This is a genomic window from Marinibaculum pumilum (assembly GCF_042646425.1).
Classification (GTDB): domain Bacteria; phylum Pseudomonadota; class Alphaproteobacteria; order Ferrovibrionales; family Ferrovibrionaceae; genus Marinibaculum; species Marinibaculum pumilum.
In genome coordinates, this window is the sequence record NZ_JBHRTR010000054.1 from 502,531 (window position 1) to 522,746 (window position 20,216).

Below are 20,216 nucleotides of genomic sequence, written 5' to 3' on the forward strand. Positions count from 1 at the left end.
GGTGATCAACGGCAGCCATTATGCGCTGCTGGGGATCGGCTTCGGCCTGATCTTCGCCACCACCCGCCTGGTGCATTTCGCCTATGGCCCGATCTTCACCTTCGCCGCCTATATCGGCTGGGCGGTGGCCGGCGGCCTGGGCCTGCCGGTCTGGCTGGGCCTGCTGGCCGCCATCGCCGGCGCCGTCGTGCTGGGCCTGGGCAGCTACCTGCTGGTCTACCGCCCGCTGGAGGTGCGCAACGCGCCGCTGCTGGTGCCGCTGATCGCGTCGCTCGGCATGTACATCGTGCTGGAGAACCTGGTCGGCATCCTGTTCGGCTCCGGCGTGCGGGTGGTCGAGGACCTGGACTACGGCATCCACTTCGTCGGCCCGGCCTTCTTCACCACAATCCATGTCTGGCAGGTCGCCAGCTTCGTGATCATCGGCCTGGCCCTGGCCGCCTTCCTGCGCTGGACCCGCTATGGCAAGGCGATCCTGGCGATGACCGACGATCCCGACATGGCGCGGATCATCGGCATCGACACGGTGAAGATCACCCTGCTGGTCTTCGCCCTCGGCTCCGCGATCTCGGCGGTTCCGGCGGTGCTGATCCTGCTGAAGGACGGCGCCAGCACGCATATGGGCTTCGCCGCCGTGTTCATGGCCTTCGTCGCGGTGATCGTCGGCGGCGTCGGCTCGCTGAAGGGGGCGGCCGCCGGCGGCTTCCTGCTGGGCCTGGTGCAGAGCCTGGGGCTCTGGCAGATCCCCACCGAATGGCAGGCCTCGATCGCCTTCGTGATCCTGTTCGCCATGATCATGCTGCGCCCGGAAGGGCTGTTCGGCGTGCGCTGGCGCTGAGGACGGGGGCAGCGGATGGACTATTTCCTGCACATCCTGGTGATGATCTGCCTCTATGCGATCCTCGCCAGCTCCTTCAACCTGCTGATCGGCTTCGCCGGCCTGTTCGCCCTGTCGCATGCCGCGTTCTATGCGCTCGGCGCCTATGCCACGGCGATCGTCACCACCCAGCTGGGCCTGCCCTTCCCGCTGCCGCTGCTGATCGCGGTCGCCTTCGCAGCGGTCATGAGCGTGGCGATCGCCCTGCCCGCGCTGCGGGTCAGCGGCCATTACCTGGTCGTCGTGTCGCTGGCCTTCCAGATCATCGTGCTGGAGGTGATCCTGAACTGGGGCGGGCTGACCGGCGGCACCGACGGCATCAGCGGCGTGCCGAAATACGGTGGCACGGACTGGGCATTGGACAGCCCCGGCAGCTTCCTGGTCGCCGCCGCGATCGGCGCCGCCGCCTGCATCTGGATCTGCCGCCGGCTCGCCCATTCCCCGTTCGGCCGCGCCCTGCGCGCGATGCGCGAGAACGAGGCGGCGGCCGAGGCGGTGGGCAAGAACATCCTGGTCATGAAGGTGACGGTGTTCGCCTTCTCCGCCGGGCTGGCGGCGGTGGCCGGGGCACTGTTCGCCCGCTACTTCTCCTATGTCGGCGCGCAGAGCTTCACCATCGACGAGACGATCTACATCCTCGCCATGGTGATCCTGGGCGGCACCGGCAATCTCTGGGGTTCGATCCTGGGGGCGGCGATCCTGGTGGCGCTGCCGGAACTGCTGAAGTTCGTCGAACTGCCGGTCGACATCGCGGACAAGCTGCGGTTGGTGATCTATGGCGCGATCCTGGTGCTGATCCTGCGCTTCCGGCCCGAAGGTCTACTGCCGGAGCCGAAGGGGCGGGAGGCCGCCGACCTGAAGGACGGGGCGATCGCGCCGGCGGATCCTCATGCCGGCGAGGCGCTACTGGCGGCCGGCGCCGGCCAGGCGGGCGAGGCGGTGCTGCTGGCCAGCGGCCTCGCCAAGCGCTTCGGCGGCATCACCGCGGTGACCGATTTCGGTATCGAGTTGCATCGCGGCCGGATCACCGGGCTGATCGGTCCGAACGGCGCCGGCAAGACCACGGCCTTCAACCTGTTGACCGGCTTCCTGCGGCCCGATGCCGGCGAGATCCGGCTGCGCGGCCAGGCCATCGGCCGGCGCAAGCCGCATACCCTGGTCGAGGCGGGTGTCGCGCGATCGTTCCAGGACCTGCGCCTGTTCACGAAGATGACGGTGATCGAGAATGTGCTGGTCGCCCTGCCGCGCCAGTCCGGCGACGATATCGCCGCCGTCTTCTTCCGCCCGTTCCGGGTGGCGCGGGAGGAGCGCGACAACATCGCCCGCGCGATGGCGGTGCTGCGCTTCGTGGAGCTGGACGCGAAGGCGCAGGAGGTGGCGGAGAACCTGTCCTATGCGGAGGAGAAGCTGCTGGTCGTCGCCCGCCTGCTGGCCACCGGCGCCGACGTGCTGCTGTTCGACGAGCCGCTGTCGGGACTGGACGAGACCACCCTGCAGGAGATCTTCCCGGTGATCCGCCGGCTGGCGGAGAACGGCAAGGCGATCTGCATCATCGAGCACAACCTGGACGTCATCAAGGAGCTCTGCGACACCGTCTGCTTCCTGGACGAGGGCCGCGCCATGGCCACCGGCACGCCGCAGGAGTTGATGGAGAATCCGGAGCTGGCCGAGAGGTACTTCAAGTGAGCGCCGGGGTGGGGAGCGAGCCTTTGCTTCAGGTGCAGGGCCTGGCCGCCGGCTATGGCAAGAAGCGGGTGCTGCACGGCCTGGACATGGACCTGAACCAGGGCGAGATCCTGCTGGTGCTGGGCCATAACGGCGCCGGCAAGACGACCCTGCTGCAGACCATGTTCGGCCTGCTGCGGCCGATGGCCGGCAGCATCGCCTTCGAAGGGCGGGAGATCGGCGGACGAACGCCGGCGGCGAACGTGCGCGACGGCATCGCCTTCGTGCCGCAGGGCCACGGCATCTTCCGCAGCCTGACGGTGCGCACCAACCTGGAGCTGGGCGCCTTCGCCGAGCGCGACGCGGCCCGCATGCCGGAGCGGCTGGAGGCGGTGTTCGAGCTGTTTCCGATCCTGAAGGAGCGCGCGCAGCAGATCGGCGGCACCATGTCCGGCGGCCAGCAGCAGATGCTGGCGATCGGCATGGCCCTGATGCACGGGCCCCGGGTGCTGATCCTGGACGAGCCGTCGATCGGGCTGGCGCCGAACCTGGTGGAGCGGGTGATGCAGTCGATCCGCACCGTCAACGAGCGCTTCGGCACCACCATCCTGATGGTGGAGCAGAACGTGAAGCTGAGCCTGCCGATCGCCAGCCGTGCGGTGGTCGTCAAGACCGGCGCCGTCGTCTATGAGGGCGACCCGGCGCCGCTGACCGACCATGTCCGGCTGATGCAGCTGTTCTGAGGGGGAGGAGGGGCGGATGACCGCGCGATGGACCAACCGGCCCGAGGGCTCCACCTGGGGCGATTTCGGTGCCGACGACGAGAACGGGCGGCTGAACCTGCTGACCCCGGCACGGGTGCGCGCCGCGGCGGCGGAGGTGCGCGACGGGCGCAGCTTCTGCCTCTCCCTGCCGCTGGACTATCCCGGCGGCAATGTCCTGAACGAGCGCCGCCACCCGCCGCGGCTGTTCTCCACCATCCGGGAGGGGGAGCCCAACTACAACTTCGCCCTGGAACGGCTGGAGGCGGACTGGACCGATGTGGTCAGCGACGATGCCGTACTGCTGCACACCCAGTACTCCACCCAGTGGGACGCGCTGTCCCATGTCGGCGCCCTGTTCGACGCCGATGGCGACGGGGTGGCGGAGCGGGTCTACTACAACGGCTGGCGCGGCGGCGAACATGTCGTCGGCCCGGCGGGCGAGGCTCACGCGGAAGGCTGCAGCCCCTATGAGGGTGCCCATGCCCATCGCCTGGGCATCGAGAAGATGGCGCAGCGCTGCGTGCAGGGCCGCGGCGTGCTGGTCGACCTGCACGCCCGCTATGGCGAGGCGCGGGAGCTGGTCGGCTATGACGCACTGATGCGGATCATGGATGAGGACCGGGTGGCGGTGGAGGAAGGCGACATGCTCTGCCTGCATACCGGCTTCGCCGCCATGGTGCTGGCCATGGACCGGCAGCCCGACCCGGCCAAGCTGCACGGCGCCTGTGCCGCCCTGGACGGCCGCGATCCGAAGCTGCTGCAGTGGATCACCGACAGCGGCATCGCCGTGCTGATCGCCGACAATTACGCGGTGGAGGCCTATCCGGCCGCGCCGGGCCAGGGCCGCCATGCCGCCCTGCCGCTGCACGAGCATTGCCTGTTCAAGCTTGGTGTCCATCTGGGCGAGCTGTGGCACCTGTCGGAACTGGCGGCGCATCTGCGGGCCGAGGACCGGTCGCGCTTTCTGCTGACCGCGCCGCCGCTGCGCCTGCCGGGCGCCGTCGGCTCACCGGCGACACCCATCGCTACGACATGATTTCGGCTACCATATGACGGAATCGGAAGGCCGCCCGCTGCGCATCGGCAGCGGCGCCGGCTATGCCGGCGACCGCTGGGAGCCGGCGCTGGAACTGGTGCAGCGCGGCGATATCGACATCCTGGTCTTCGAATGCCTGGCGGAACGCACCATCGCGCGGGAGGCGCTGTCGCGGCGCAACCGGCAGAGCGACGGCTACAACCCGCTGCTGGCGGAGCGCATCCGTTCCGTCCTGCCCGCCTGCCGGGAAAAGGGTGTCCGCATCATCAGCAATATGGGCGCCGCCAACCCGGAGGCGGCGGCGGAAACGGTGGCGCAGATCGCCCGCGACGAAGGCCTGGCCGGCACGAAGGTCGCCGCCCTGCTGGGCGACGACGTGCTGCACTGGGTGCTGGCGCATCCGGACCTGACCTTCCTGGAAACCGGGGAGCGGCTGGGCGATGTCGCCGATCGCATCGTCTCCGCGAATGCCTATCTGGGCGCCGACGCGATCGGCGCCGCGCTCGACACCGGCGCCGATGTCGTGATCACCGGGCGGGTCGCCGACCCCTCCCTGTTCCTGGCGCCGGCGATGCGCGCCCATGGCTGGGAGCCGGACGATCCCCGCCTGGGCCAGGGCTGCGTGATGGGGCATCTGATGGAATGCGCCGGCCAGATCACCGGCGGCTATTTCGCCGATCCCGGCTTCAAAGAGGTGCCGGAGCCCTGGGCGCTGGGCTTCCCGCATGCCGATATCTGGCCGGATGGCCGGGTGCGGATCGGCAAGGTCGCCGGCAGCGGCGGCCGCATCGACCGGATGACCTGCACCGAGCAGCTGCTGTACGAGATGCACGACCCCGCCGCCTATGTGACGCCGGACGGCGTGCTGGACGTGACCGATGTCGACTTCGTCCAGGCCGCCCCGGACCTGGTCGAGGTGACGGGTGCGCGGGCCCGGCCGCGGCCCGCGGCGCTGAAGGTCAGCGTCGGCTATCTGGAAGGCTGGATCGGCGAGGGGCAGATGTCCTATGGCGGCATCAACGCGGTGGAGCGCGCCCGGCTGGCGGGCGAGATCGTGCGCCGGCGTCTGGACCTTCGCGGGCATGCCTGCGCGGAGCTGCGGGTCGAACTGATCGGCATGGAAAGCCTGCACGGCGATGCGGAGGACAGGCCGCTGCCCTACGAGGTTCGCCTGCGGGTTGCGGGCCGCTGCGCCGACCGCGCGGCGGCCGAGGTGATCGGCCGGGAGGTGGAGACCCTGCTGACCAACGGTCCGGCCGGCGGCGCCGGCGATTTCAAGGCGGTGCGGGAGATCCTGCGGGTACAGTCGGTGCTGATCCCGCGGGACGAGGTCCGCACGCAGGTGAAGCCGTTCACCGCATGAGGGCATCGGAACCATGACCCTGCGCGTTCACGACCTGGCCCACAGCCGTTCCGGCGACAAGGGCGACCGGGTGAACATCTCCGTCATCGCCTATGACGATGCCGGTTTCCGGCACCTGGGCACCCACCTGACCTGCGATCGGGTGATGCGGGCCTTTGCCGGGCTGGCGACAGGGCCCTGCGCCCGCTACGTGCTGCCCAGGCTCGGCGCCTACAATTTCGTCATCGACGGCGCACTGGACGGCGGCGTCACCCGCTCCATGCGGCTGGACATCCACGGCAAGAGCCTGTCCTCGCTGATGCTGACAATCGCGCTGCCGGACATGCCGGCGCCGGAAGGGGACCTGCAGGCGGAACAATGAGCGACAGCAACATCACGATCACCGGCCTTCTCGCCGCGCAGCCCGCCGATACCCCGGCGCTGATCTATGCCGGCCGTACCTGGAGCCATGGCGAGATCGACGCCGCTGCGCGCCGGACCGCGGCGGCGTTGCGCGACCGCGGTATCGGGCCGGGCGACCGGGTGGCCCTGTTCCTGCCGAACTGCCCCGCCTATGTCATCCTCTGGCTGGCCTGTGCCCGCCTGTCGGCCATTGCGGTGGCGGTGAACACCCGCTACCGCAGCGTGGAGGTCGGCGACATCGTCCGGCGCACGCAGGCGAAGGCGCTGGCGATCTGGCCCGGCTTCCGCGGCATCGACTTCGCGGACATCCTGTCCCGGGTCGAGCCGCAGGCACTGGAAGCGGTGCGGAGCCTGATCGTCTATGGCGAGAGTGGCGAGGATAAGGCCACCGCTCCGGCGCTGCCGCAGGCGGAAACCCTGCCCTTCGAGGCCCTGCTGCAGGCGCCGCCAATGGCGGAGGACCTGGCCCGGCCGGACAGTGCCTGCAACATCTTCACCACCTCCGGCACCACCAAGGCGCCGAAGCTGGTGGTGCACCGGCAGTCGGTGATCGCCGGCCATGGCCGCGACGTGGCACACGCCTTCGGCTATGACGCTGTGGACGCGGTGATGCTGCAGGCGATCCCGCTCTGCGGCGTATTCGGGCTGTGCCAGTACGCCGCCACCCTGGCGGCCGGCGCGCCCACCGTGATGATGTCGGCCTTCGAGGCGGAGGAAGCGGCACGGCTGATCCTGGCGCATGGGGTGACCCATTCGGTCGGCGCCGACGACATGGCCGACCGCCTGCTGGCCGCGGTGGACGGCTCCCGCCCCTTCCCGACCCTGCGGCAGTTCGGCTTCGCCAGGTTCAACGCCGCGCTGGGCGATATCGTGGAGCGGGCGGAGGCCCGCGGCCTGACCCTCTGCGGCCTGTACGGGTCCAGCGAGGTGCAGGCCTTGTTCTCCCTGCAGGACCCGGGCGCGCCGGCGGCGCAGCGCAAGCTGGGCGGCGGCATGCCGGTTTCCCCCGCGGCGCGGGTCCGCGCCCGCGACCGCGATACAGGTGCGATCCTGCCGCATGGCGAGGCGGGCGAGCTGGAGATCGCCGGGCCCAGCCTGATGACCGGCTATGACGGCGATCCGGAGGCGACGAAGGCGGCCTTCACGGAAGACGGCTATTTCCGCAGCGGCGATCTGGGCCATACCCTGGCCGATGGCAGCTTCGTCTACCTGTCGCGCGCCGGCGACGCCCTGCGGCTGGGCGGCTTCCTGGTCAACCCGGCGGAGATCGAGGCGCATCTGCTGACGCATCCCGCCGTCGACGGCTGCCAGGTGGTGGGAGTGGAGACGGCGAAGGGCACCGCGCCGGCCGCCTTCGTCACCCTGAAGCCCGGCGCGACGGCGGATGCGGAGGCCCTGCGCGCCCACTGCAAGGGGGCGCTGGCGGCGTTCAAGGTGCCGGTGCGGGTGTTTCCGGTCGACGGCTTTCCCACCACCGAGAGCGCCAACGGCACCAAGATCCAGCGCAACCGGCTGCGCGACATGGCGCAGGCGGCGCTGGACCGGGACGCCCCCCCGGATCGCAATGGCGCGCCGCAGGCCGGCAGCTGACGGGAACCCTTAGCAAGCGCAGCCGTTGATCCGTCCGGAACCGGGCCCGTCGGCCCGGCCGGCAGAAGGATCCGTCCGACATGGCGCGCAGCACGCTCTACCTTCTCATCGTCCTCCTCGTGGTCGGCGTCGCCGTCCTGGGCGTCCTGCTCTACCAGGAGGAACAGCAGGAAAGCGGCGTCGAGATCGATGTGGGCAAGGGCGGCATCTCCGTCGAGACGAAATAGGCCGGGCCGGCCACGCGCCGGCGGGTCGCGGCGCCGGCCCACGCGCCGGATGGACAGATCCGGCCGGCGCAGTCTATACGGCAGCTACCGGACGCGGCCCGGCACGCTTTCGGGCCGCGACCTTCATCCGCGACCGCGTGCCGGCATGGCACCGCGACCTGCCGGGATACAGCGATCCGCCGGGGCAAAGCGATCCGATGACCGCTACCGACATATGGACAGCGTGAGACGCCGCCCGTTCCAGCTGCCGTTCCTGTCCAGCCTGTACGACTGGGTGATGCGGCTGGCCGGCGGCCGGCATGCCGTGCCGGCGCTCTGCGGGATCTCCTTCCTGGAAAGCTCGGTCTTCCCGATCCCGCCGGACGTGATGCTGATCCCGATGTGCCTGGCGCGGCGGGACCGGGCCTTCCTGCTGGCCGGCCTCTGCACCCTGTCCTCGATCGTCGGCGGACTGGCGGGCTATGCCATCGGCGCCCTGCTGTACGAGAGCATCGGCGCGGCGATCATCGACTTCTACGGCTATCACGACGCCTTCGCCGAGTTCCAGCAGCGCTTTGCCGAATGGGGCGGCTGGATCGTCGCCGGCGCCGGTTTCACACCTTTCCCCTACAAGGTGATCACGATCACCAGCGGCGTGGTGCATCTGGACCTGCTGGTGTTCATCCTCGCCTCGGTCGCCGCGCGCGGCGCGCGCTTCTTCCTGGTCGCCGCCCTGCTGTGGCGGTTCGGGCCGCCGATCCGGACGTTCATCGAACGCAATCTGGCGGTCCTCACCATCCTGTTCTTCGTCCTGTTCGTCGGCGGTTTCGCACTTGTGAAGGTTCTGCTGTGAGCTTTCCGCCGCAGGCCGCCGCACGACGTTGATCCGGCGCCGGCGGAAGGGCACATAGATATGGCCGGGCTGTCGGCCCGGCCGGCATGAGGGTCAGGCGTTGGAGCGAGGCGGCAACAGGACAGGCCCCGACATGGGTATCGGCATGGGCAACGGCGTCACCGTCCTGCTGCTGCTGGGCCTGATCTCCGCGGCGATGCTGGGGGCTGCCCTGGTGTCGCAATACGCGTTCGGCCTGGCGCCCTGCACCATGTGCCACTGGCAGCGCTGGGCCCATATCGCCGTCATCGCCCTGGCGGTGATCGGCCTGATCGCCTGTCGCGCAACCGCGGCCGATCCGGCACGCCGTGCGAGGGTCGCAGGCCATGCGCTGGCCGCCGTCGCCCTGGCCTTCCTGGTCGGTGCCGGGATCGCCGGCTTCCATGCCGGGGTCGAGCTGCACTGGTGGGAAGGGATCACCACCTGCGCCTCTGGCACGCCACAGAGCCTCGACGACCTGAAGGCGCAGCTGATGTCGGCGCCGCTGGTCCGCTGCGACGAGGTCGCCTTCGCCTTTGCCGGCATCTCGATGGCAGGCTGGAACGGCATCCTGTCGCTGCTGCTGGCCGTCTTCGCAGGCGTCGCCGCACGGCAGAGCCTGGCGGCGGGCCGGTAGGCCGCAGCCATCACTGCAGCCGTGATCACCAGATATATCGGGAGATCGTGATGTCCTCGCCCTTCCCTTTCGCCCGGCCCCGCACCGATGCCCCCCCGCCAGCCGATGGCGAGGATCGCGAGGCACCGCCCGGCCCCGCCCATACCGGTGACGGCCGGCTGCCCGGCGATCCGACGGTGCAGGACCGGATCGCCCGTATGGTGCGGGTGGACCAGGCCGGCGAATATGGCGCCCGGCGGATCTACCAGGGCCAGCTGGCCGTGCTCGGCCATCGGCCGGACGCCGCCGAGATCCGCCACATGGCGGCGCAGGAGGAGCGCCACCTGGACTATTTCAACCGCGAGATGGTCGTCCGCAGGGTCCGCCCCACCGCGCTCAGCCCGCTCTGGCATGCCGCCGGCTTCACCCTGGGCGCCGCCACCGCGCTGCTGGGTCCGAAGGCCGCCATGGCCTGTACCGAGGCGGTGGAGACCGAGATCGACCGCCACTACCGGCGGCAGCTGGCGCAGCTCGGCCAGGAAGAGGCGGCGCTGCGGCAGAAGATCGACGATTTCCGGAAGGAGGAGCTGGAGCATCGCGACACCGCGATCGCCGCCGGCTCCGCCGAGGCACCGGCGCATCCGGTGCTGACGGCGGCGATCCGCGCCGCGTCGCGCACCGCGATCTGGCTGTCGGAACGGGTATAGGCGGCCGGCCGGCCCGCCGGCCAAGGCGGAAGCCGTGCCGTCAAACGGCCGGCAGGCAGCCGCTTGGCGTCTTATGCCTTGCGTTCCTCTTTCGCCTGGCATGCGGATGAAAGCGGTGGGCGCGGCGTCGCCGGCTTGTGATCTGCGGCGCGCTCAATCTGGCTCGAGCAGCTTCAAGAGCAGTGGGCATTGAGCCGCGTCGGCCTCGCATGCGGTGACAACTTGCTGCAGCGCGGCTTCAAGTTTGGAAAGTTCGGCAAGCTTCTGGCGCGTGACAGACAGATGTCGCCTTGCAAGTTCTCCTGCCGGACCGCATTCACGCTGTGGGTCATCAGAAAGTTCGAGAAGCGCCTTGGCATCTGCGATTGAGAACCCGAGATCCCGACAGCGCTTGATGAATCGCAAAGCCGCTATCTGATGTTCACTGTACAAGCGTCGTCCTGCGGCAGTGCGGTGGGGACTTGCCGTGACGCCGGCACGCTCATAGTACCGGATGGTCTCGATTGTCAGCCCGCTTCTCGCAGCGGCTACACCGATCGCATGCATGTGAACCGATCGCCATTGCACCTGTAGTCGCTACAGGTTGCAGGCTGGACCCATGCGAGCAAGCCAAATCTCATCGCGCGGTGACACAGAGACGCGATCCAGCAAGGCTGTCCTCGGGCTTGCCGGACTTCTTTCGGTGTTATCCGCGTCATGCTGCGTGTTGCCGGTCGCACTAACGATCGTCGGACTTGGCGGGTCCTGGTTGGCTCTGCTGGGCCCGTTTGTGGAACATCGAACCCTGATCCTTGCAGTAGCCGGTACGGTCATCGCATGGTCATGGTTCAGAGTGTGGCGCCGCCTTGCTGCAGGTCAGAAGATCGGCCTGGGACACGCTGCTGCCGCGGTCGCGACCGTTTTATTCATTGTGGCGCTGTCAGCGCCGCTATGGGAGGTCGAGGTGTCGCGGGCCTTGTTCGCGTGGTGGCGGACAGTCCGATGAGGCGGATCCTTGACCCGACAGCGACGCCTGAATCGCCCCCTTCCGGTCCGTCAGGTGTTGAGAATCGTCATTGTCCCGCCCGTTGAGGACGCGACAAGGCAGAACTCCCCCCTTGTCCGGAGCGACGACTGTGACTGAGCGGCTGCAAAGCACGATAACTTGCCCACTCTGCGGTCATGCGAAGACCGAGACGATGCCAACGGACGCCTGTCAGTGGTTCTATGAATGTAGTGGATGCGGAAAATTGCTTCGCCCTCTCCCGGGCGATTGTTGCGTCTTCTGTTCCTACGGTTCCGTGCCCTGCCCTCCGATACAGCTGGATCGGTCATGCTGCGTTTGAGCGTTGACGATCGGTCTGGCGAAGGCAGGCCCCCTGGCCGTCCGACCGGATCCCCTTCGCAAGATCTTCGCAACGGGCATGGCGGCGATCCATGCCGGCCATCTGCATCCCGACGTGACGCGGCGGCGGGGCGGCCTCCGCCTCCGCCAGCCGGGAGCCGGCGCCGGACCGAGCGCCGCCGCTGCGGCCCCTACGGCTCCAGTTCGCTGTCCCAGTACAGGAAGTCGTGCCAGCTCTCGTGCAGGTAGTTCGGCGGGAAGCGGCGGCCGTTTTCCTGCAGCTGATGGACGCTGGGCATCATCGGCCAGGCGCGCGGGTACATCTTCGCGTCGGTGCAGAAGCGGCCGCCCTTCTCCAGGTTGCAGGGCGCGCAGGCGGCGACGACATTGTCCCAGCTGGTCACCCCGCCGCGGGAGCGCGGGATGACATGGTCGAAGGTCAGCTCCTCCGTCGCGCCGCAATACTGGCAGGAGAAATTGTCGCGCAGGAAGACGTTGAAGCGGGTGAAGGCCGGGCGCCGCGCCGGCGCGACATAGCTCTTCAGGGAGATGACGGAGGGGAGCCGCATCTCGAAGGTCGGCGAGCGGACCGCGCGGTCATACTCCGCCAGGATGTTCACCCGCTCCAGGAAGACGGCCTTGATCGCGTCCTGCCAGGACCAGAGCGACAACGGGTAGTAGCTGAGCGGGCGATAGTCCGCGTTCAGCACAAGCGCCGGGCAACTCTCCGGAGAATTGAACACAGTTCCGATCTCCGCTTCGGCCGATGGCCCGCGACGCCGCTTCGGTCCCGACCGAATCGGTCACAGCCGAATCGATCCGGGCCGTCTGGCGTGGGCGAATCGGCGCGTCCGATTCCGCGCGCAGCTTATACCATATCCGCGATGAAGGTTGTGTGACCGTACTGCATGTCGGGTTCAACCGGCGCGGCGACTGGCCCCAAGCAGATGCCCGGCCACGAAACCGATCCCCAGATGGATGCCTTCCTCGTCGATGCTGTGCGGCATGCCGCGGCAGACATGCCAGATCACGCCGACACCCCCGGCGGCCAGGGTCTGGCCGGCCTCGAACATCGCCTCCACCGGCACCACCTCGTCGGCATCGCCGTGGATCAGCATCACCGGCGGCCGGTTGCGCCAGGCCGCCCCCGGGCTCTCCCCCTCGCCGCCGCCTTCCACCAGCGCGCCGGAAAAGCCCAGGATGCAGGCCGGGGCGCCGGGGCGCCGCAGGCCGACATGCAGGGACATCATGGTGCCCTGGCTGAAGCCGACCAGGGCGAGATCGCGATCGGTCAGGCCATGGCGGCGCAGTTCCTCGTCCAGGAAGGCGTCGATCGCCGGCGCCGCCCGGGCGGCGCCCTCGGCCATGCCGGCATACATCTGCGCGGCGAAACGGGGATCGCGACGCATCATGTTCGGGTCATAGCTGTCCAGCGCGAACCATTGCCGCCCGTCCATCCCGGGCGGCATGCCCGGCACCGGCTGCGGCGCATGCGGCGCGACGAAGGCGGCATGCGGCAGGCGCTGCTGGAAATAGGGCGCCAGCGCGATCAGGTCCTCGCCATTCGCGCCATAGCCGTGCAGGAGCACCACCAGCTGCTGCGGCCCGCCGCCGCTGCGCGGCGGCACCCGCGGGCCGCTCAGGCGCTGCACCATGTCCGTCATCCTCTTCTGCGTGGCAGGGGCCGGTGCCGACAGGGCGACCGGCGGCGCCTCAGACGGCGTCGCGGCCCTTGATGACCCGATAATGCGCCCAGAGCAACCGGGCCGCCGTGCTGCGATGCGGTGCCCAGGCTTCCGCGATCGCGTCCGTGGCCTTCGGCGCCGGGCGGTCGGGCAGGCCCTTCGCCGCCTGCAGGGCGACCTGCAGCGCCAGGTCATGCGCCGGCCAGATGTCGGGATGGCCCAGCGCCGACAAGAGGTAGATGTCGGCCGTCCAGCGGCCGATGCCGGTCACCGCCGTCATCGCCTCGCGCGCGGCGGCGACCGGCAGGCCGGGCAGGGCCTGCAGGTCCAGGCTGCCATCCGCCACCGCTTCGGCCGCGGCGCGCAGGTAGCGCAGTTTCGGCCGGCTGAGGCCGCAGCCCAGCAGGACCTCGTCGCTCTGTGCCGTCAGCCGGTCGGCGGTGACGGCACCGAGCCGGGCCTCCAGCCTGCCCCAGATCGCCGCCGCGGAGGCCAGGGAGACCTGCTGCTGCACCATGATCGACGCCAGGCCGCGAAAGCCGGCGGGCCGGTCGCGCGCCGGCAGGTCGATGATGCCGGCGGCGACCCGCGCCAGCTCGGGATCGGCCGCGCAGAGGGCGCGCACCGCCGGGTCGGTGGCGGTGGCCGTCGCGGCAGGGCTCATGGCCGCCGCGTGCGTGCGGCCATCGCCGCCAGCGCAGCAACCGCCTCCGCCATGGTGGGCACCACCTGCGTCTCCACCTCCAGCCCCTGGATCCGGCTGACCGCATTGCCGAACCGGGCGACGAAGGCACGGCCGGGATCCCGGTCGCATAGGACCACGTTCAGGAAGCGGATGCCGCTGTCGACCAGCAGGCGGGAGGCGGTCTCGTAGCTGGCCGTATCCAGGAAGGCTTCCGCCGCGCGGGTGTCGCCCAGCACGTTGAGGATATCGCCCTCCGTCACCTCCGCGATGGCCCGGTATGCCTCGACCATGACGGGGCCGGTATAGGTGCCGACCGCACGGAACAGGATGGCATGCGCCAGACCGCCGGGAACCGCGTCGAAGGTCACCCGGCAGGCATCCCCGTCCACGGGCGGGGGCAGGCGGGCCGGCGGCATCGCGTCTGGTGATGGTTCAGCCAACAATCTCTCTCGCCTCACGAAATCCTGCTGCCCATAGGCAGCCAGACGGCAGCCCCCGTGCGAAAAGAAGGAAGGCAGATCTGCCGGAACATGACCCGGAAAGGGCCCGCCGCCTATCCCCCATCGGAACAAGTCCGCAGCGGCCATCCCGGCAACGCAGCATGCCGGCCCGACCGTTCAGTCGGGTTCGGCGATCAGCTGCGCCAGGGTCTCGGCGGCGGCATCGATATCCGCGACGATGCGCGAACGGACGGTCAGTCCGCCCAGTTGCGCCACCTCGTTGCCGAAGCGGACCAGGAACTGCCGCCCGACATCGCGCTCGCAGACCACCAGGTTCAGCCGCGCGATGCCGTGCGCCGTCATCACCCCAGTGGCCGTCCGGTAGGCGGCGAAGTCCAGCAGGGTCTCGGTGCCCCGCGTATCGGCAATGACGCTCAGGACCGGGCCGTCGGCGTACCGCACCAGCACGCGATAGGCCGCCACCAGCGCCGCACCGGTGAAGCGGCCCTCCACCCGCGCCATAACGGCGTTTGCCAGCCCGCCGGGCGCCAGCTGGAAGGTCAGGCGGAAATCCGGGCCGACGACAGGATCCGGCGTCAGGTCGGTGGAAGGTTCGTCTTGCACGTTCTGTCCTGGCTGGCAGGCTGGGTCTTGGTGCCGCCGGCAGGCGCCTGTACCGGCTATCCCGCTACGGCTATCACCACGCATCATGGAATGACAGATTCTTCCGTCAGCAAAGGCCAGACCTTGCCGGACGCACCCGTCACCCGCTTCGCCCCCAGCCCCAGCGGCATGCTGCATGTCGGGCATGCCTATGCTGCGCACATGGCCTGGCGGGCCGCCGCCACCGCCGAAGGCGGGCGCTTCCTGCTGCGTCTGGAGGATATCGACCGCGATCGATGTCGCCCGGAATTCGAGACGGCGATCCTGGAGGACCTGCACTGGCTGGGGCTGGCACCTGCAGCACCGCCCTGGCGGCAGTCCGACCGTTTCCCGGTCTACCGGCAGGCGCTGGAACGCCTGCGCGATGCCGGCCTGGTCTATCCCTGCTTCTGCACCCGGGCACAGATCCGCGCCGAGATCGCCGCCAGTGCCCAGGCCCCGCACGGGCCGGAAGGGGCCATCTATCCCGGGACCTGCCGCAGCCTGGAGCCGGCGGAGGCCGCGGCCCGCATCGCCGCCGGCGCGGCCCATGCCTGGCGCCTGGACAGCGCCGCGGCCGCGGCACGGGTCGGGCGGCTCGCCTGGCACGACCTGGATGCGGGCACGGCGACGGCCGATGCCGGCCTGCTGGGCGACGTTGTGCTGGCTCGCAAGGAAGTGCCGACCTCCTATCACCTTGCCGTCGTGATCGACGACGCGGCGCAGGGGATCACCCTGGTCACCCGGGGCGAGGACCTGCGCTACGCCTGTCACCTGCACAGGGTCCTGCAGGCCCTGCTGGACCTGCCGGTGCCGGTCTGGCGGCACCACCCGATCCTGCTGCGGCACGACGGCAAGCGGCTGGCCAAGCGGGACCGCGACCTGACCATCCGCGAGTTGCGGGACCGCGGCATGTCGCCCGCCGCGCTGCTCGACCTGGCTGATCGCTGGGCCGCGGAGGGCCCGCCCTCCGGAGAGATCGGGACCTCCGCCTCGGGCATCCACGAGCATTGAAGGCGGCTGACAACCGCGCGGCAACGGCGGAACGGTCAGCTCATCCCGCCGCCGGGACGGCTGTCCGGCGCCGCGGAGATGTCCGGCGTCTGTGCCATCAGCGCGCGCAGCTCGGCCACGGCGGCGCTGCGGTCGGCGACGACGCGCGGATGGATCTCCTGCCGCTGCAGGCGCCCGACCTCGTCGCCAAAGCTGACCAGGTGCCGGATTGCCGGCTCCGGATTGGCGACGACCAGGTTCAGGCGCCGGATGCCACAGTCGTACAGCCCGCGATGGATCTCCGCGAATTCGCTGTAGCTGAGCTGCAGGTCCAGCCGGATGTTCACGACGATGAGATTCAGGACCGGCCCTGAGACCATCGCGCCGAGCCGGCGATATGCCTCGAACAGGTCGCCCGGCGGCACCCGACCTTCCAGATGCAGCAGGAAGGCGCCCTGCAGTCCGTCCGGCGCGGTTTCGACGGCGATCAGATGGTCCGCGCCGGAAAAGCGGATCATCCGGCAGCGCCTGGTTTCACCAGGTGCGTCATCCCTTCCCCCCAAGGCACAGCCCCCGTGGCGGACCGAAAGCGTCCTGCCTGCGCCCCGTGCGGGTGCCGCCGGCCCGGCGCCTATGCCGCCTCGGCCCAGCGTTCGGCGACGATGTCGGCCATTGCCCGCATGATGCCGCTCAGTTCGAAATCCTTCGGCGTGAAGACCGCGGCGATGCCGGCCGCGCGCAGCCGCTCCGCATCCTCCGGCGGCACGATGCCGCCGACGACCACCGGCACATGGCCCAGTCCTTCGCGCTCCAGCCCTTCCAGCACATCCTGCGCCAGGCTGACATGACTGCCCGACAGGATCGACAGACCGACCAGGTGCACCGATTCCTCCAGTGCGGCACTGACGATCTGTGCCGGGGTCAGGCGGATGCCTTCGTAGACCACCTCCATGCCGCAGTCACGGGCCATCACCGCGATCTGCTCGGCACCGTTGGAATGGCCGTCCAGGCCGGGCTTGCCAACCAGGATCTTCAGCGGCCGACCGATCCGGCCGGCCACTGCCTGGACATGCGCGCGCACCTGCGCCACCCGCTCCGGATCCAGGGTCGCCAGCCGGCCGCTGACCCCGGTCGGGGCGCGATACTCGCCGAACACCCGCCGCAGGGCATCGCCCCATTCCCCGGTGGTGACGCCGGCCCGCGCCGCCGCGATCGAGGCCGGCATGATGTTGCGGCCCTCCCGTGCATCGGCCTCCAGCGCGGCGATCGCCGCCTCGGCCGCGGCGCCGTCGCGAGCGTCCCGCCAGGCTTGCAGGCTGGCGATCTGCTCCGCCTCCGCTTCCGGGTCCACCGCCAGATAGCCGGCTTCGCCCTCCGACAGCAGGGGCGAGGGCTCGCTGCCGGTGAAGGCGTTGACGCCGACGACCTTTCGGTCGCCGCTCTCGATGTCGCGGACCCGGCGGGCATTGCTGGCCACCAGGGCCTCCTTAAGGCTGCCGGAATCGACTGCCGCGACGATGCCGCCCTGCGCGGCGATCGCCTCCAGTTCCGCCCGCGCGGCCTCCTTCAGTGCGGCGACCTGCGCCTCGACCGCGTGGCTGCCGTCGAACAGGTCGGCGAATTCCAGCAGGTCGGTCTCATAGGCGACGATCTGCTGCAGCCGCAGGCTCCACTGCTGGTCCCAGGGGCGCGGCAGGCCCAGCGCCTCGTTCCAGGCGGGCAGCTGCACCGCGCGCGCCCGGGCGTTGCGGGACAGCACCACGGCCAGCATCTCCAGCAGGATGCGGTAGACGTTGTTTTCCGGCTGCTGCTCCGTCAGGCCCAGGGAATTGACCTGCACGCCGTAGCGGAAGCGGCGGTACTGCTCCTCCGCGATGCCGTAGCGGGCCTGCAGGATCTCGTCCCACAGCTCGGTGAAGGCGCGCATCTTGCACATCTCGGTGACGAAGCGGATGCCGGCATTCACGAAGAAGCTGATCCGCCCCACCACCTTGGGGAAGTCGGCTTCCGGCACCTGGCCGCCATCCTTCACCGTGTCCAGCACTGCCAGTGCCGTGGCCAGCGCATAGGACAGTTCCTGCACCGGCGTCGCGCCGGCCTCCTGCAGGTGGTAGGAGCAGACGTTGATCGGGTTCCATTTCGGCACTTCGCGATAGGCGAAGCTGATGGTGTCGGCGATCAGGCGCATGCTGGGGCCGGGCGGGAAGATGTAGGTGCCCCGCGACAGGTATTCCTTGACGATGTCGTTCTGCACCGTCCCCTGCAGCACGGCGCGATCCGCCCCCTGTTCCTCCGCCGCCGCGATGTACAGCGCCAGCAGCCAGGGCGCCGTCGCATTGATCGTCATCGAGGTGTTCATCTGCGCCAGCGGAATGCCGTCGAACAGGGTCCGCATGTCGCCCAGATGGGAGATCGGCACGCCGACCTTGCCGACCTCGCCGCGGGCCAGCGGATGGTCGGCGTCGTAGCCGGTCTGGGTCGGCAGGTCGAAGGCCACCGACAGGCCGGTCTGCCCCTTCTCCAGGTTGGAACGGTACAGCGCGTTGGAAGCGGCGGCGGAGGAATGCCCGGAATAGGTCCGGATCAGCCAGGGCCGGTCGCGCTCCGGCAGGCGGCCGTCGGCGGGGGGGGATGTCGGGGACATAAGATTCTTACCTCTCTGCGCGGCCGCGCGCCCGAAAATTATGTGTTGCATTGATCGGACGCAATATTGTAACCGTTATTGCGACGCAGCAAGCCGGCGTCAAGACCGGCGGCAATGGCGGTGGAACTCTGCACCGCCGGCGCCTGACTGTCGACCGCCAAGGCGCCGCCGCCGCAGTTTCCTGCGCGGTGCCCGTGCCCTGGCGGGCGTTGCCGCACGCGCGCCACCGGCCCGCTCCGCACCGGCTCCCGCGCGGGGAGGTGCATCGCCGGCTTCCGTGCTATGCTGCACCGCAACAGGACAGCAATCCAGTGAGGTGGCGTGTGTCCCGTGCCGCTTGGCGGCAGGGGCCGCGGCCATGACAGTTCGAGGAGACCTATCGATGTCGAACGCTGCGCTCTCGCAGGAGCAGCCGCAGGCGCCTTCCACCGGGTCCGGCCCGGCGCCGAAGGACCTCTACGAGATCGGCGAGATCCCGCCGATGGGCCATGTTCCGGCCCGCATGCATGCCTGGTGCATCCGTCGCGAGCGGCACGGGCCGCCGGAAGAAGGGATGCAGATCGAGGTGGTGGACACCCCCGAGATCGAGGCCGACGAGGTGCTGGTCCTCGTGATGGCGGCCGGCGTCAACTACAACGGCGTCTGGGCCAGCCTGGGCGTGCCGATCTCGCCGTTCGACGTGCACAAGGCAGAATATCACATCGCCGGTTCCGACGCCTCGGGCATCGTCTGGAAGGTCGGCCGGCGGGTCACCCGCTGGAAGGTCGGCGACGAGGTCGTGGTCCACTGCAACCAGGACGATGGCGACGACGAGGAGTGCAACGGCGGCGACCCGATGAACTCCCCCAGCCAGCGGATCTGGGGCTACGAGACGCCGGACGGCTCCTTCGCCCAGTTCTGCAAGGTGCAGTCCCGCCAGCTGCTGGCGCGGCCGAAGCACCTGACCTGGGAAGAGAGCGCCTGCTATACCCTGACCCTGGCGACCGCCTACCGCATGCTGTTCGGCCACCGCCCGCACATCCTGCGGCCGGGGCACAACGTGCTGGTCTGGGGCGCGGCGGGCGGCCTGGGGTCGATGGCGATCCAGCTGATCGCCACCGCCGGCGCCAACGCGATCGGCGTGATTTCCGACACCTCGAAGACCGACTTCGTGATGTCGCTGGGCGCCAAGGGCGTCATCAACCGCAACGACTTCGACTGCTGGGGGCCGCTGCCGCCGGTGACCGACGCGGCGGTCTATGCCGACTACATGAAGCGGGTGCGCCCCTTCGGCCGGGCGATCTGGGACATCACCGGCAAGGGCAACGATGTCGACTTCGTCTTCGAGCATCCGGGCGAGCAGACCTTCCCGGTCAGCTGCTTCGTGGTGAAGCGCGGCGGCATGGTGGTGTTCTGCGCCGGCACCACCGGCTACAACCTGACGATGGACGCCCGCTTCGTCTGGATGCGGCAGAAGCGCATCCAGGGCAGCCATTTCGCCAACCTGATGCAGGCCAGCCAGGCCAACCAGCTGGTGATCGAGCGCCGCATCGACCCCTGCATGTCGGAGGTCTTCGCCTGGGACGACATCCCGCGGGCGCATACCAAGATGTGGGAAAACAAGCACAAGCCGGGGAACATGGCGGTGCTGGTCAACGCGCTGCGTCCCGGCCTGCGCACCCTCGAGGATGCGGTCGAGGCCTTCTACGGCTGAGGCCCGGTGAAGG

The 20,216-nt window shown here is 69.5% G+C and carries 22 protein-coding genes; 14 read left to right on the top strand and 8 right to left on the bottom strand.

The window, feature by feature from the left end; genetic code table 11:
- The 11 genes from ACFOGJ_RS29220 to ACFOGJ_RS29270 all read left to right on the top strand — a co-directional run.
- A partial coding sequence (locus ACFOGJ_RS29220) for a branched-chain amino acid ABC transporter permease (RefSeq protein WP_379906836.1) occupies positions 1–838 on the top strand: 838 nt, incomplete at its 5' end.
- A 15-nt stretch (positions 839–853) separates the two neighbouring features.
- Complete coding sequence (locus tag ACFOGJ_RS29225; protein ID WP_379906837.1) at positions 854–2,563, top strand: branched-chain amino acid ABC transporter ATP-binding protein/permease; 1,710 nt, start codon at positions 854–856, stop codon at positions 2,561–2,563.
- Between the two features lie 32 nt (positions 2,564–2,595).
- Positions 2,596–3,285, top strand: coding sequence for an ABC transporter ATP-binding protein (locus ACFOGJ_RS29230; protein WP_379907085.1), 690 nt, complete (start codon positions 2,596–2,598; stop codon positions 3,283–3,285).
- A gap of 16 nt (positions 3,286–3,301) precedes the next feature.
- Positions 3,302–4,342, top strand: coding sequence for a cyclase family protein (locus ACFOGJ_RS29235; RefSeq protein WP_379906838.1), 1,041 nt, complete (start codon positions 3,302–3,304; stop codon positions 4,340–4,342).
- A gap of 13 nt (positions 4,343–4,355) precedes the next feature.
- Positions 4,356–5,705, top strand: coding sequence for an acyclic terpene utilization AtuA family protein (locus tag ACFOGJ_RS29240; RefSeq protein WP_379906839.1), 1,350 nt, complete (start codon positions 4,356–4,358; stop codon positions 5,703–5,705).
- A gap of 13 nt (positions 5,706–5,718) precedes the next feature.
- Positions 5,719–6,066: an AtuA-related protein gene (locus ACFOGJ_RS29245; protein ID WP_379906840.1), complete on the top strand. Its 348-nt coding sequence runs from the start codon at positions 5,719–5,721 to the stop codon at positions 6,064–6,066.
- Positions 6,063–7,697 (top strand): AMP-binding protein, encoded by a 1,635-nt coding sequence (locus ACFOGJ_RS29250; protein ID WP_379906842.1) that lies wholly within the window; start codon positions 6,063–6,065, stop codon positions 7,695–7,697. The genes ACFOGJ_RS29245 and ACFOGJ_RS29250 overlap by 4 nt, the downstream gene beginning before the upstream one ends.
- 80 nt (positions 7,698–7,777) lie before the next feature.
- Positions 7,778–7,924: a hypothetical protein gene (locus ACFOGJ_RS29255; protein WP_379906843.1), complete on the top strand. Its 147-nt coding sequence runs from the start codon at positions 7,778–7,780 to the stop codon at positions 7,922–7,924.
- A gap of 214 nt (positions 7,925–8,138) precedes the next feature.
- Complete coding sequence (locus ACFOGJ_RS29260) at positions 8,139–8,756, top strand: YqaA family protein (protein ID WP_379906844.1); 618 nt, start codon at positions 8,139–8,141, stop codon at positions 8,754–8,756.
- A 133-nt stretch (positions 8,757–8,889) separates the two neighbouring features.
- Positions 8,890–9,411 carry a disulfide bond formation protein B gene (locus tag ACFOGJ_RS29265; RefSeq protein WP_379906845.1) on the top strand — a complete coding sequence of 174 codons (522 nt, stop codon included), beginning with the start codon at positions 8,890–8,892 and terminating at the stop codon, positions 9,409–9,411.
- Between the two features lie 50 nt (positions 9,412–9,461).
- On the top strand, positions 9,462–10,097 hold the full coding sequence (locus ACFOGJ_RS29270; RefSeq protein WP_379906846.1) for a demethoxyubiquinone hydroxylase family protein: 636 nt from the start codon (positions 9,462–9,464) through the stop codon (positions 10,095–10,097).
- Positions 10,098–10,250: 153 nt separating this feature from the next.
- On the opposite strand, the gene ACFOGJ_RS29275 is transcribed toward ACFOGJ_RS29270, so the two are convergent.
- Positions 10,251–10,643, bottom strand: coding sequence for a MerR family transcriptional regulator (locus tag ACFOGJ_RS29275; protein WP_379906847.1), 393 nt, complete (start codon positions 10,641–10,643; stop codon positions 10,251–10,253).
- A 569-nt stretch (positions 10,644–11,212) separates the two neighbouring features.
- Between ACFOGJ_RS29275 and ACFOGJ_RS29280 the strand changes: the two genes are divergently transcribed.
- Complete coding sequence (locus tag ACFOGJ_RS29280; protein ID WP_379906848.1) at positions 11,213–11,422, top strand: GDCCVxC domain-containing (seleno)protein; 210 nt, start codon at positions 11,213–11,215, stop codon at positions 11,420–11,422.
- A 190-nt stretch (positions 11,423–11,612) separates the two neighbouring features.
- On the opposite strand, the gene ACFOGJ_RS29285 is transcribed toward ACFOGJ_RS29280, so the two are convergent.
- The 5 genes from ACFOGJ_RS29285 to ACFOGJ_RS29305 all read right to left on the bottom strand — a co-directional run bounded on the left by ACFOGJ_RS29285 (position 11,613) and on the right by ACFOGJ_RS29305 (position 14,855).
- Positions 11,613–12,164, bottom strand: a complete 552-nt coding sequence (locus ACFOGJ_RS29285; RefSeq protein ID WP_379906849.1) for an HNH endonuclease — start codon at positions 12,162–12,164, stop codon at positions 11,613–11,615.
- A gap of 174 nt (positions 12,165–12,338) precedes the next feature.
- Positions 12,339–13,076, bottom strand: coding sequence for an alpha/beta hydrolase (locus tag ACFOGJ_RS29290; protein ID WP_379906850.1), 738 nt, complete (start codon positions 13,074–13,076; stop codon positions 12,339–12,341).
- Positions 13,077–13,134: 58 nt separating this feature from the next.
- Complete coding sequence (locus ACFOGJ_RS29295; RefSeq protein WP_379906851.1) at positions 13,135–13,770, bottom strand: DNA-3-methyladenine glycosylase family protein; 636 nt, start codon at positions 13,768–13,770, stop codon at positions 13,135–13,137.
- Positions 13,767–14,159: a hypothetical protein gene (locus ACFOGJ_RS29300; protein ID WP_379906852.1), complete on the bottom strand. Its 393-nt coding sequence runs from the start codon at positions 14,157–14,159 to the stop codon at positions 13,767–13,769. The genes ACFOGJ_RS29295 and ACFOGJ_RS29300 overlap by 4 nt, the downstream gene beginning before the upstream one ends.
- A 249-nt stretch (positions 14,160–14,408) precedes the next feature.
- The gene (locus ACFOGJ_RS29305; protein WP_379906853.1) at positions 14,409–14,855 is read right to left on the bottom strand and encodes a hypothetical protein; all 447 of its coding nucleotides are present in this window, start codon (positions 14,853–14,855) and stop codon (positions 14,409–14,411) included.
- 90 nt (positions 14,856–14,945) lie between these two features.
- Here ACFOGJ_RS29305 and gluQRS point away from each other — a divergent pair, with 90 nt between their 5' ends.
- Positions 14,946–15,887, top strand: a complete 942-nt coding sequence (gene gluQRS / locus ACFOGJ_RS29310; RefSeq protein ID WP_379906854.1) for a tRNA glutamyl-Q(34) synthetase GluQRS — start codon at positions 14,946–14,948, stop codon at positions 15,885–15,887.
- 35 nt (positions 15,888–15,922) lie between these two features.
- Here the strand turns inward: gluQRS and ACFOGJ_RS29315 are convergent, their stop codons facing one another.
- Together ACFOGJ_RS29315 and ACFOGJ_RS29320 are read right to left on the bottom strand one after the other, a co-directional pair.
- Positions 15,923–16,384, bottom strand: coding sequence for a hypothetical protein (locus ACFOGJ_RS29315; RefSeq protein WP_379906855.1), 462 nt, complete (start codon positions 16,382–16,384; stop codon positions 15,923–15,925).
- 113 nt (positions 16,385–16,497) lie between these two features.
- Positions 16,498–18,510 carry a methylmalonyl-CoA mutase family protein gene (locus ACFOGJ_RS29320; RefSeq protein WP_379906856.1) on the bottom strand — a complete coding sequence of 671 codons (2,013 nt, stop codon included), beginning with the start codon at positions 18,508–18,510 and terminating at the stop codon, positions 16,498–16,500.
- A gap of 382 nt (positions 18,511–18,892) precedes the next feature.
- Here ACFOGJ_RS29320 and ccrA point away from each other — a divergent pair, with 382 nt between their 5' ends.
- Entirely contained in the window at positions 18,893–20,203 is a 1,311-nt protein-coding gene (gene ccrA, locus ACFOGJ_RS29325; RefSeq protein WP_379906857.1) for a crotonyl-CoA carboxylase/reductase, read from the top strand.
- Positions 20,204–20,216 lie beyond the last annotated feature (13 nt).

Excerpts from the sequence above, each read along its gene's own strand:
- ACFOGJ_RS29235 (WP_379906838.1), top strand. The coding sequence starts at position 3,302 with ATGACCGCGCGATGGACCAACCGGCCCGAGGGCTCCACCTGGGGCGAT.
- ACFOGJ_RS29245 (WP_379906840.1), top strand. The coding sequence starts at position 5,719 with ATGACCCTGCGCGTTCACGACCTGGCCCACAGCCGTTCCGGCGACAAG.
- ACFOGJ_RS29290 (WP_379906850.1), bottom strand. The coding sequence starts at position 13,076 with ATGGTGCAGCGCCTGAGCGGCCCGCGGGTGCCGCCGCGCAGCGGCGGC.
- ACFOGJ_RS29225 (WP_379906837.1), top strand. The coding sequence starts at position 854 with ATGGACTATTTCCTGCACATCCTGGTGATGATCTGCCTCTATGCGATC.
- ccrA (WP_379906857.1), top strand. The coding sequence starts at position 18,893 with ATGTCGAACGCTGCGCTCTCGCAGGAGCAGCCGCAGGCGCCTTCCACC.
- ACFOGJ_RS29295 (WP_379906851.1), bottom strand. The coding sequence starts at position 13,770 with ATGAGCCCTGCCGCGACGGCCACCGCCACCGACCCGGCGGTGCGCGCC.
- ACFOGJ_RS29260 (WP_379906844.1), top strand. The coding sequence starts at position 8,139 with ATGGACAGCGTGAGACGCCGCCCGTTCCAGCTGCCGTTCCTGTCCAGC.
- ACFOGJ_RS29240 (WP_379906839.1), top strand. The coding sequence starts at position 4,356 with ATGACGGAATCGGAAGGCCGCCCGCTGCGCATCGGCAGCGGCGCCGGC.
- ACFOGJ_RS29315 (WP_379906855.1), bottom strand. The coding sequence starts at position 16,384 with ATGATCCGCTTTTCCGGCGCGGACCATCTGATCGCCGTCGAAACCGCG.
- ACFOGJ_RS29265 (WP_379906845.1), top strand. The coding sequence starts at position 8,890 with ATGGGTATCGGCATGGGCAACGGCGTCACCGTCCTGCTGCTGCTGGGC.
- ACFOGJ_RS29250 (WP_379906842.1), top strand. The coding sequence starts at position 6,063 with ATGAGCGACAGCAACATCACGATCACCGGCCTTCTCGCCGCGCAGCCC.
- ACFOGJ_RS29255 (WP_379906843.1), top strand. The coding sequence starts at position 7,778 with ATGGCGCGCAGCACGCTCTACCTTCTCATCGTCCTCCTCGTGGTCGGC.
- gluQRS (WP_379906854.1), top strand. The coding sequence starts at position 14,946 with ATGACAGATTCTTCCGTCAGCAAAGGCCAGACCTTGCCGGACGCACCC.
- ACFOGJ_RS29275 (WP_379906847.1), bottom strand. The coding sequence starts at position 10,643 with ATGCATGCGATCGGTGTAGCCGCTGCGAGAAGCGGGCTGACAATCGAG.
- ACFOGJ_RS29320 (WP_379906856.1), bottom strand. The coding sequence starts at position 18,510 with ATGTCCCCGACATCCCCCCCCGCCGACGGCCGCCTGCCGGAGCGCGAC.
- ACFOGJ_RS29270 (WP_379906846.1), top strand. The coding sequence starts at position 9,462 with ATGTCCTCGCCCTTCCCTTTCGCCCGGCCCCGCACCGATGCCCCCCCG.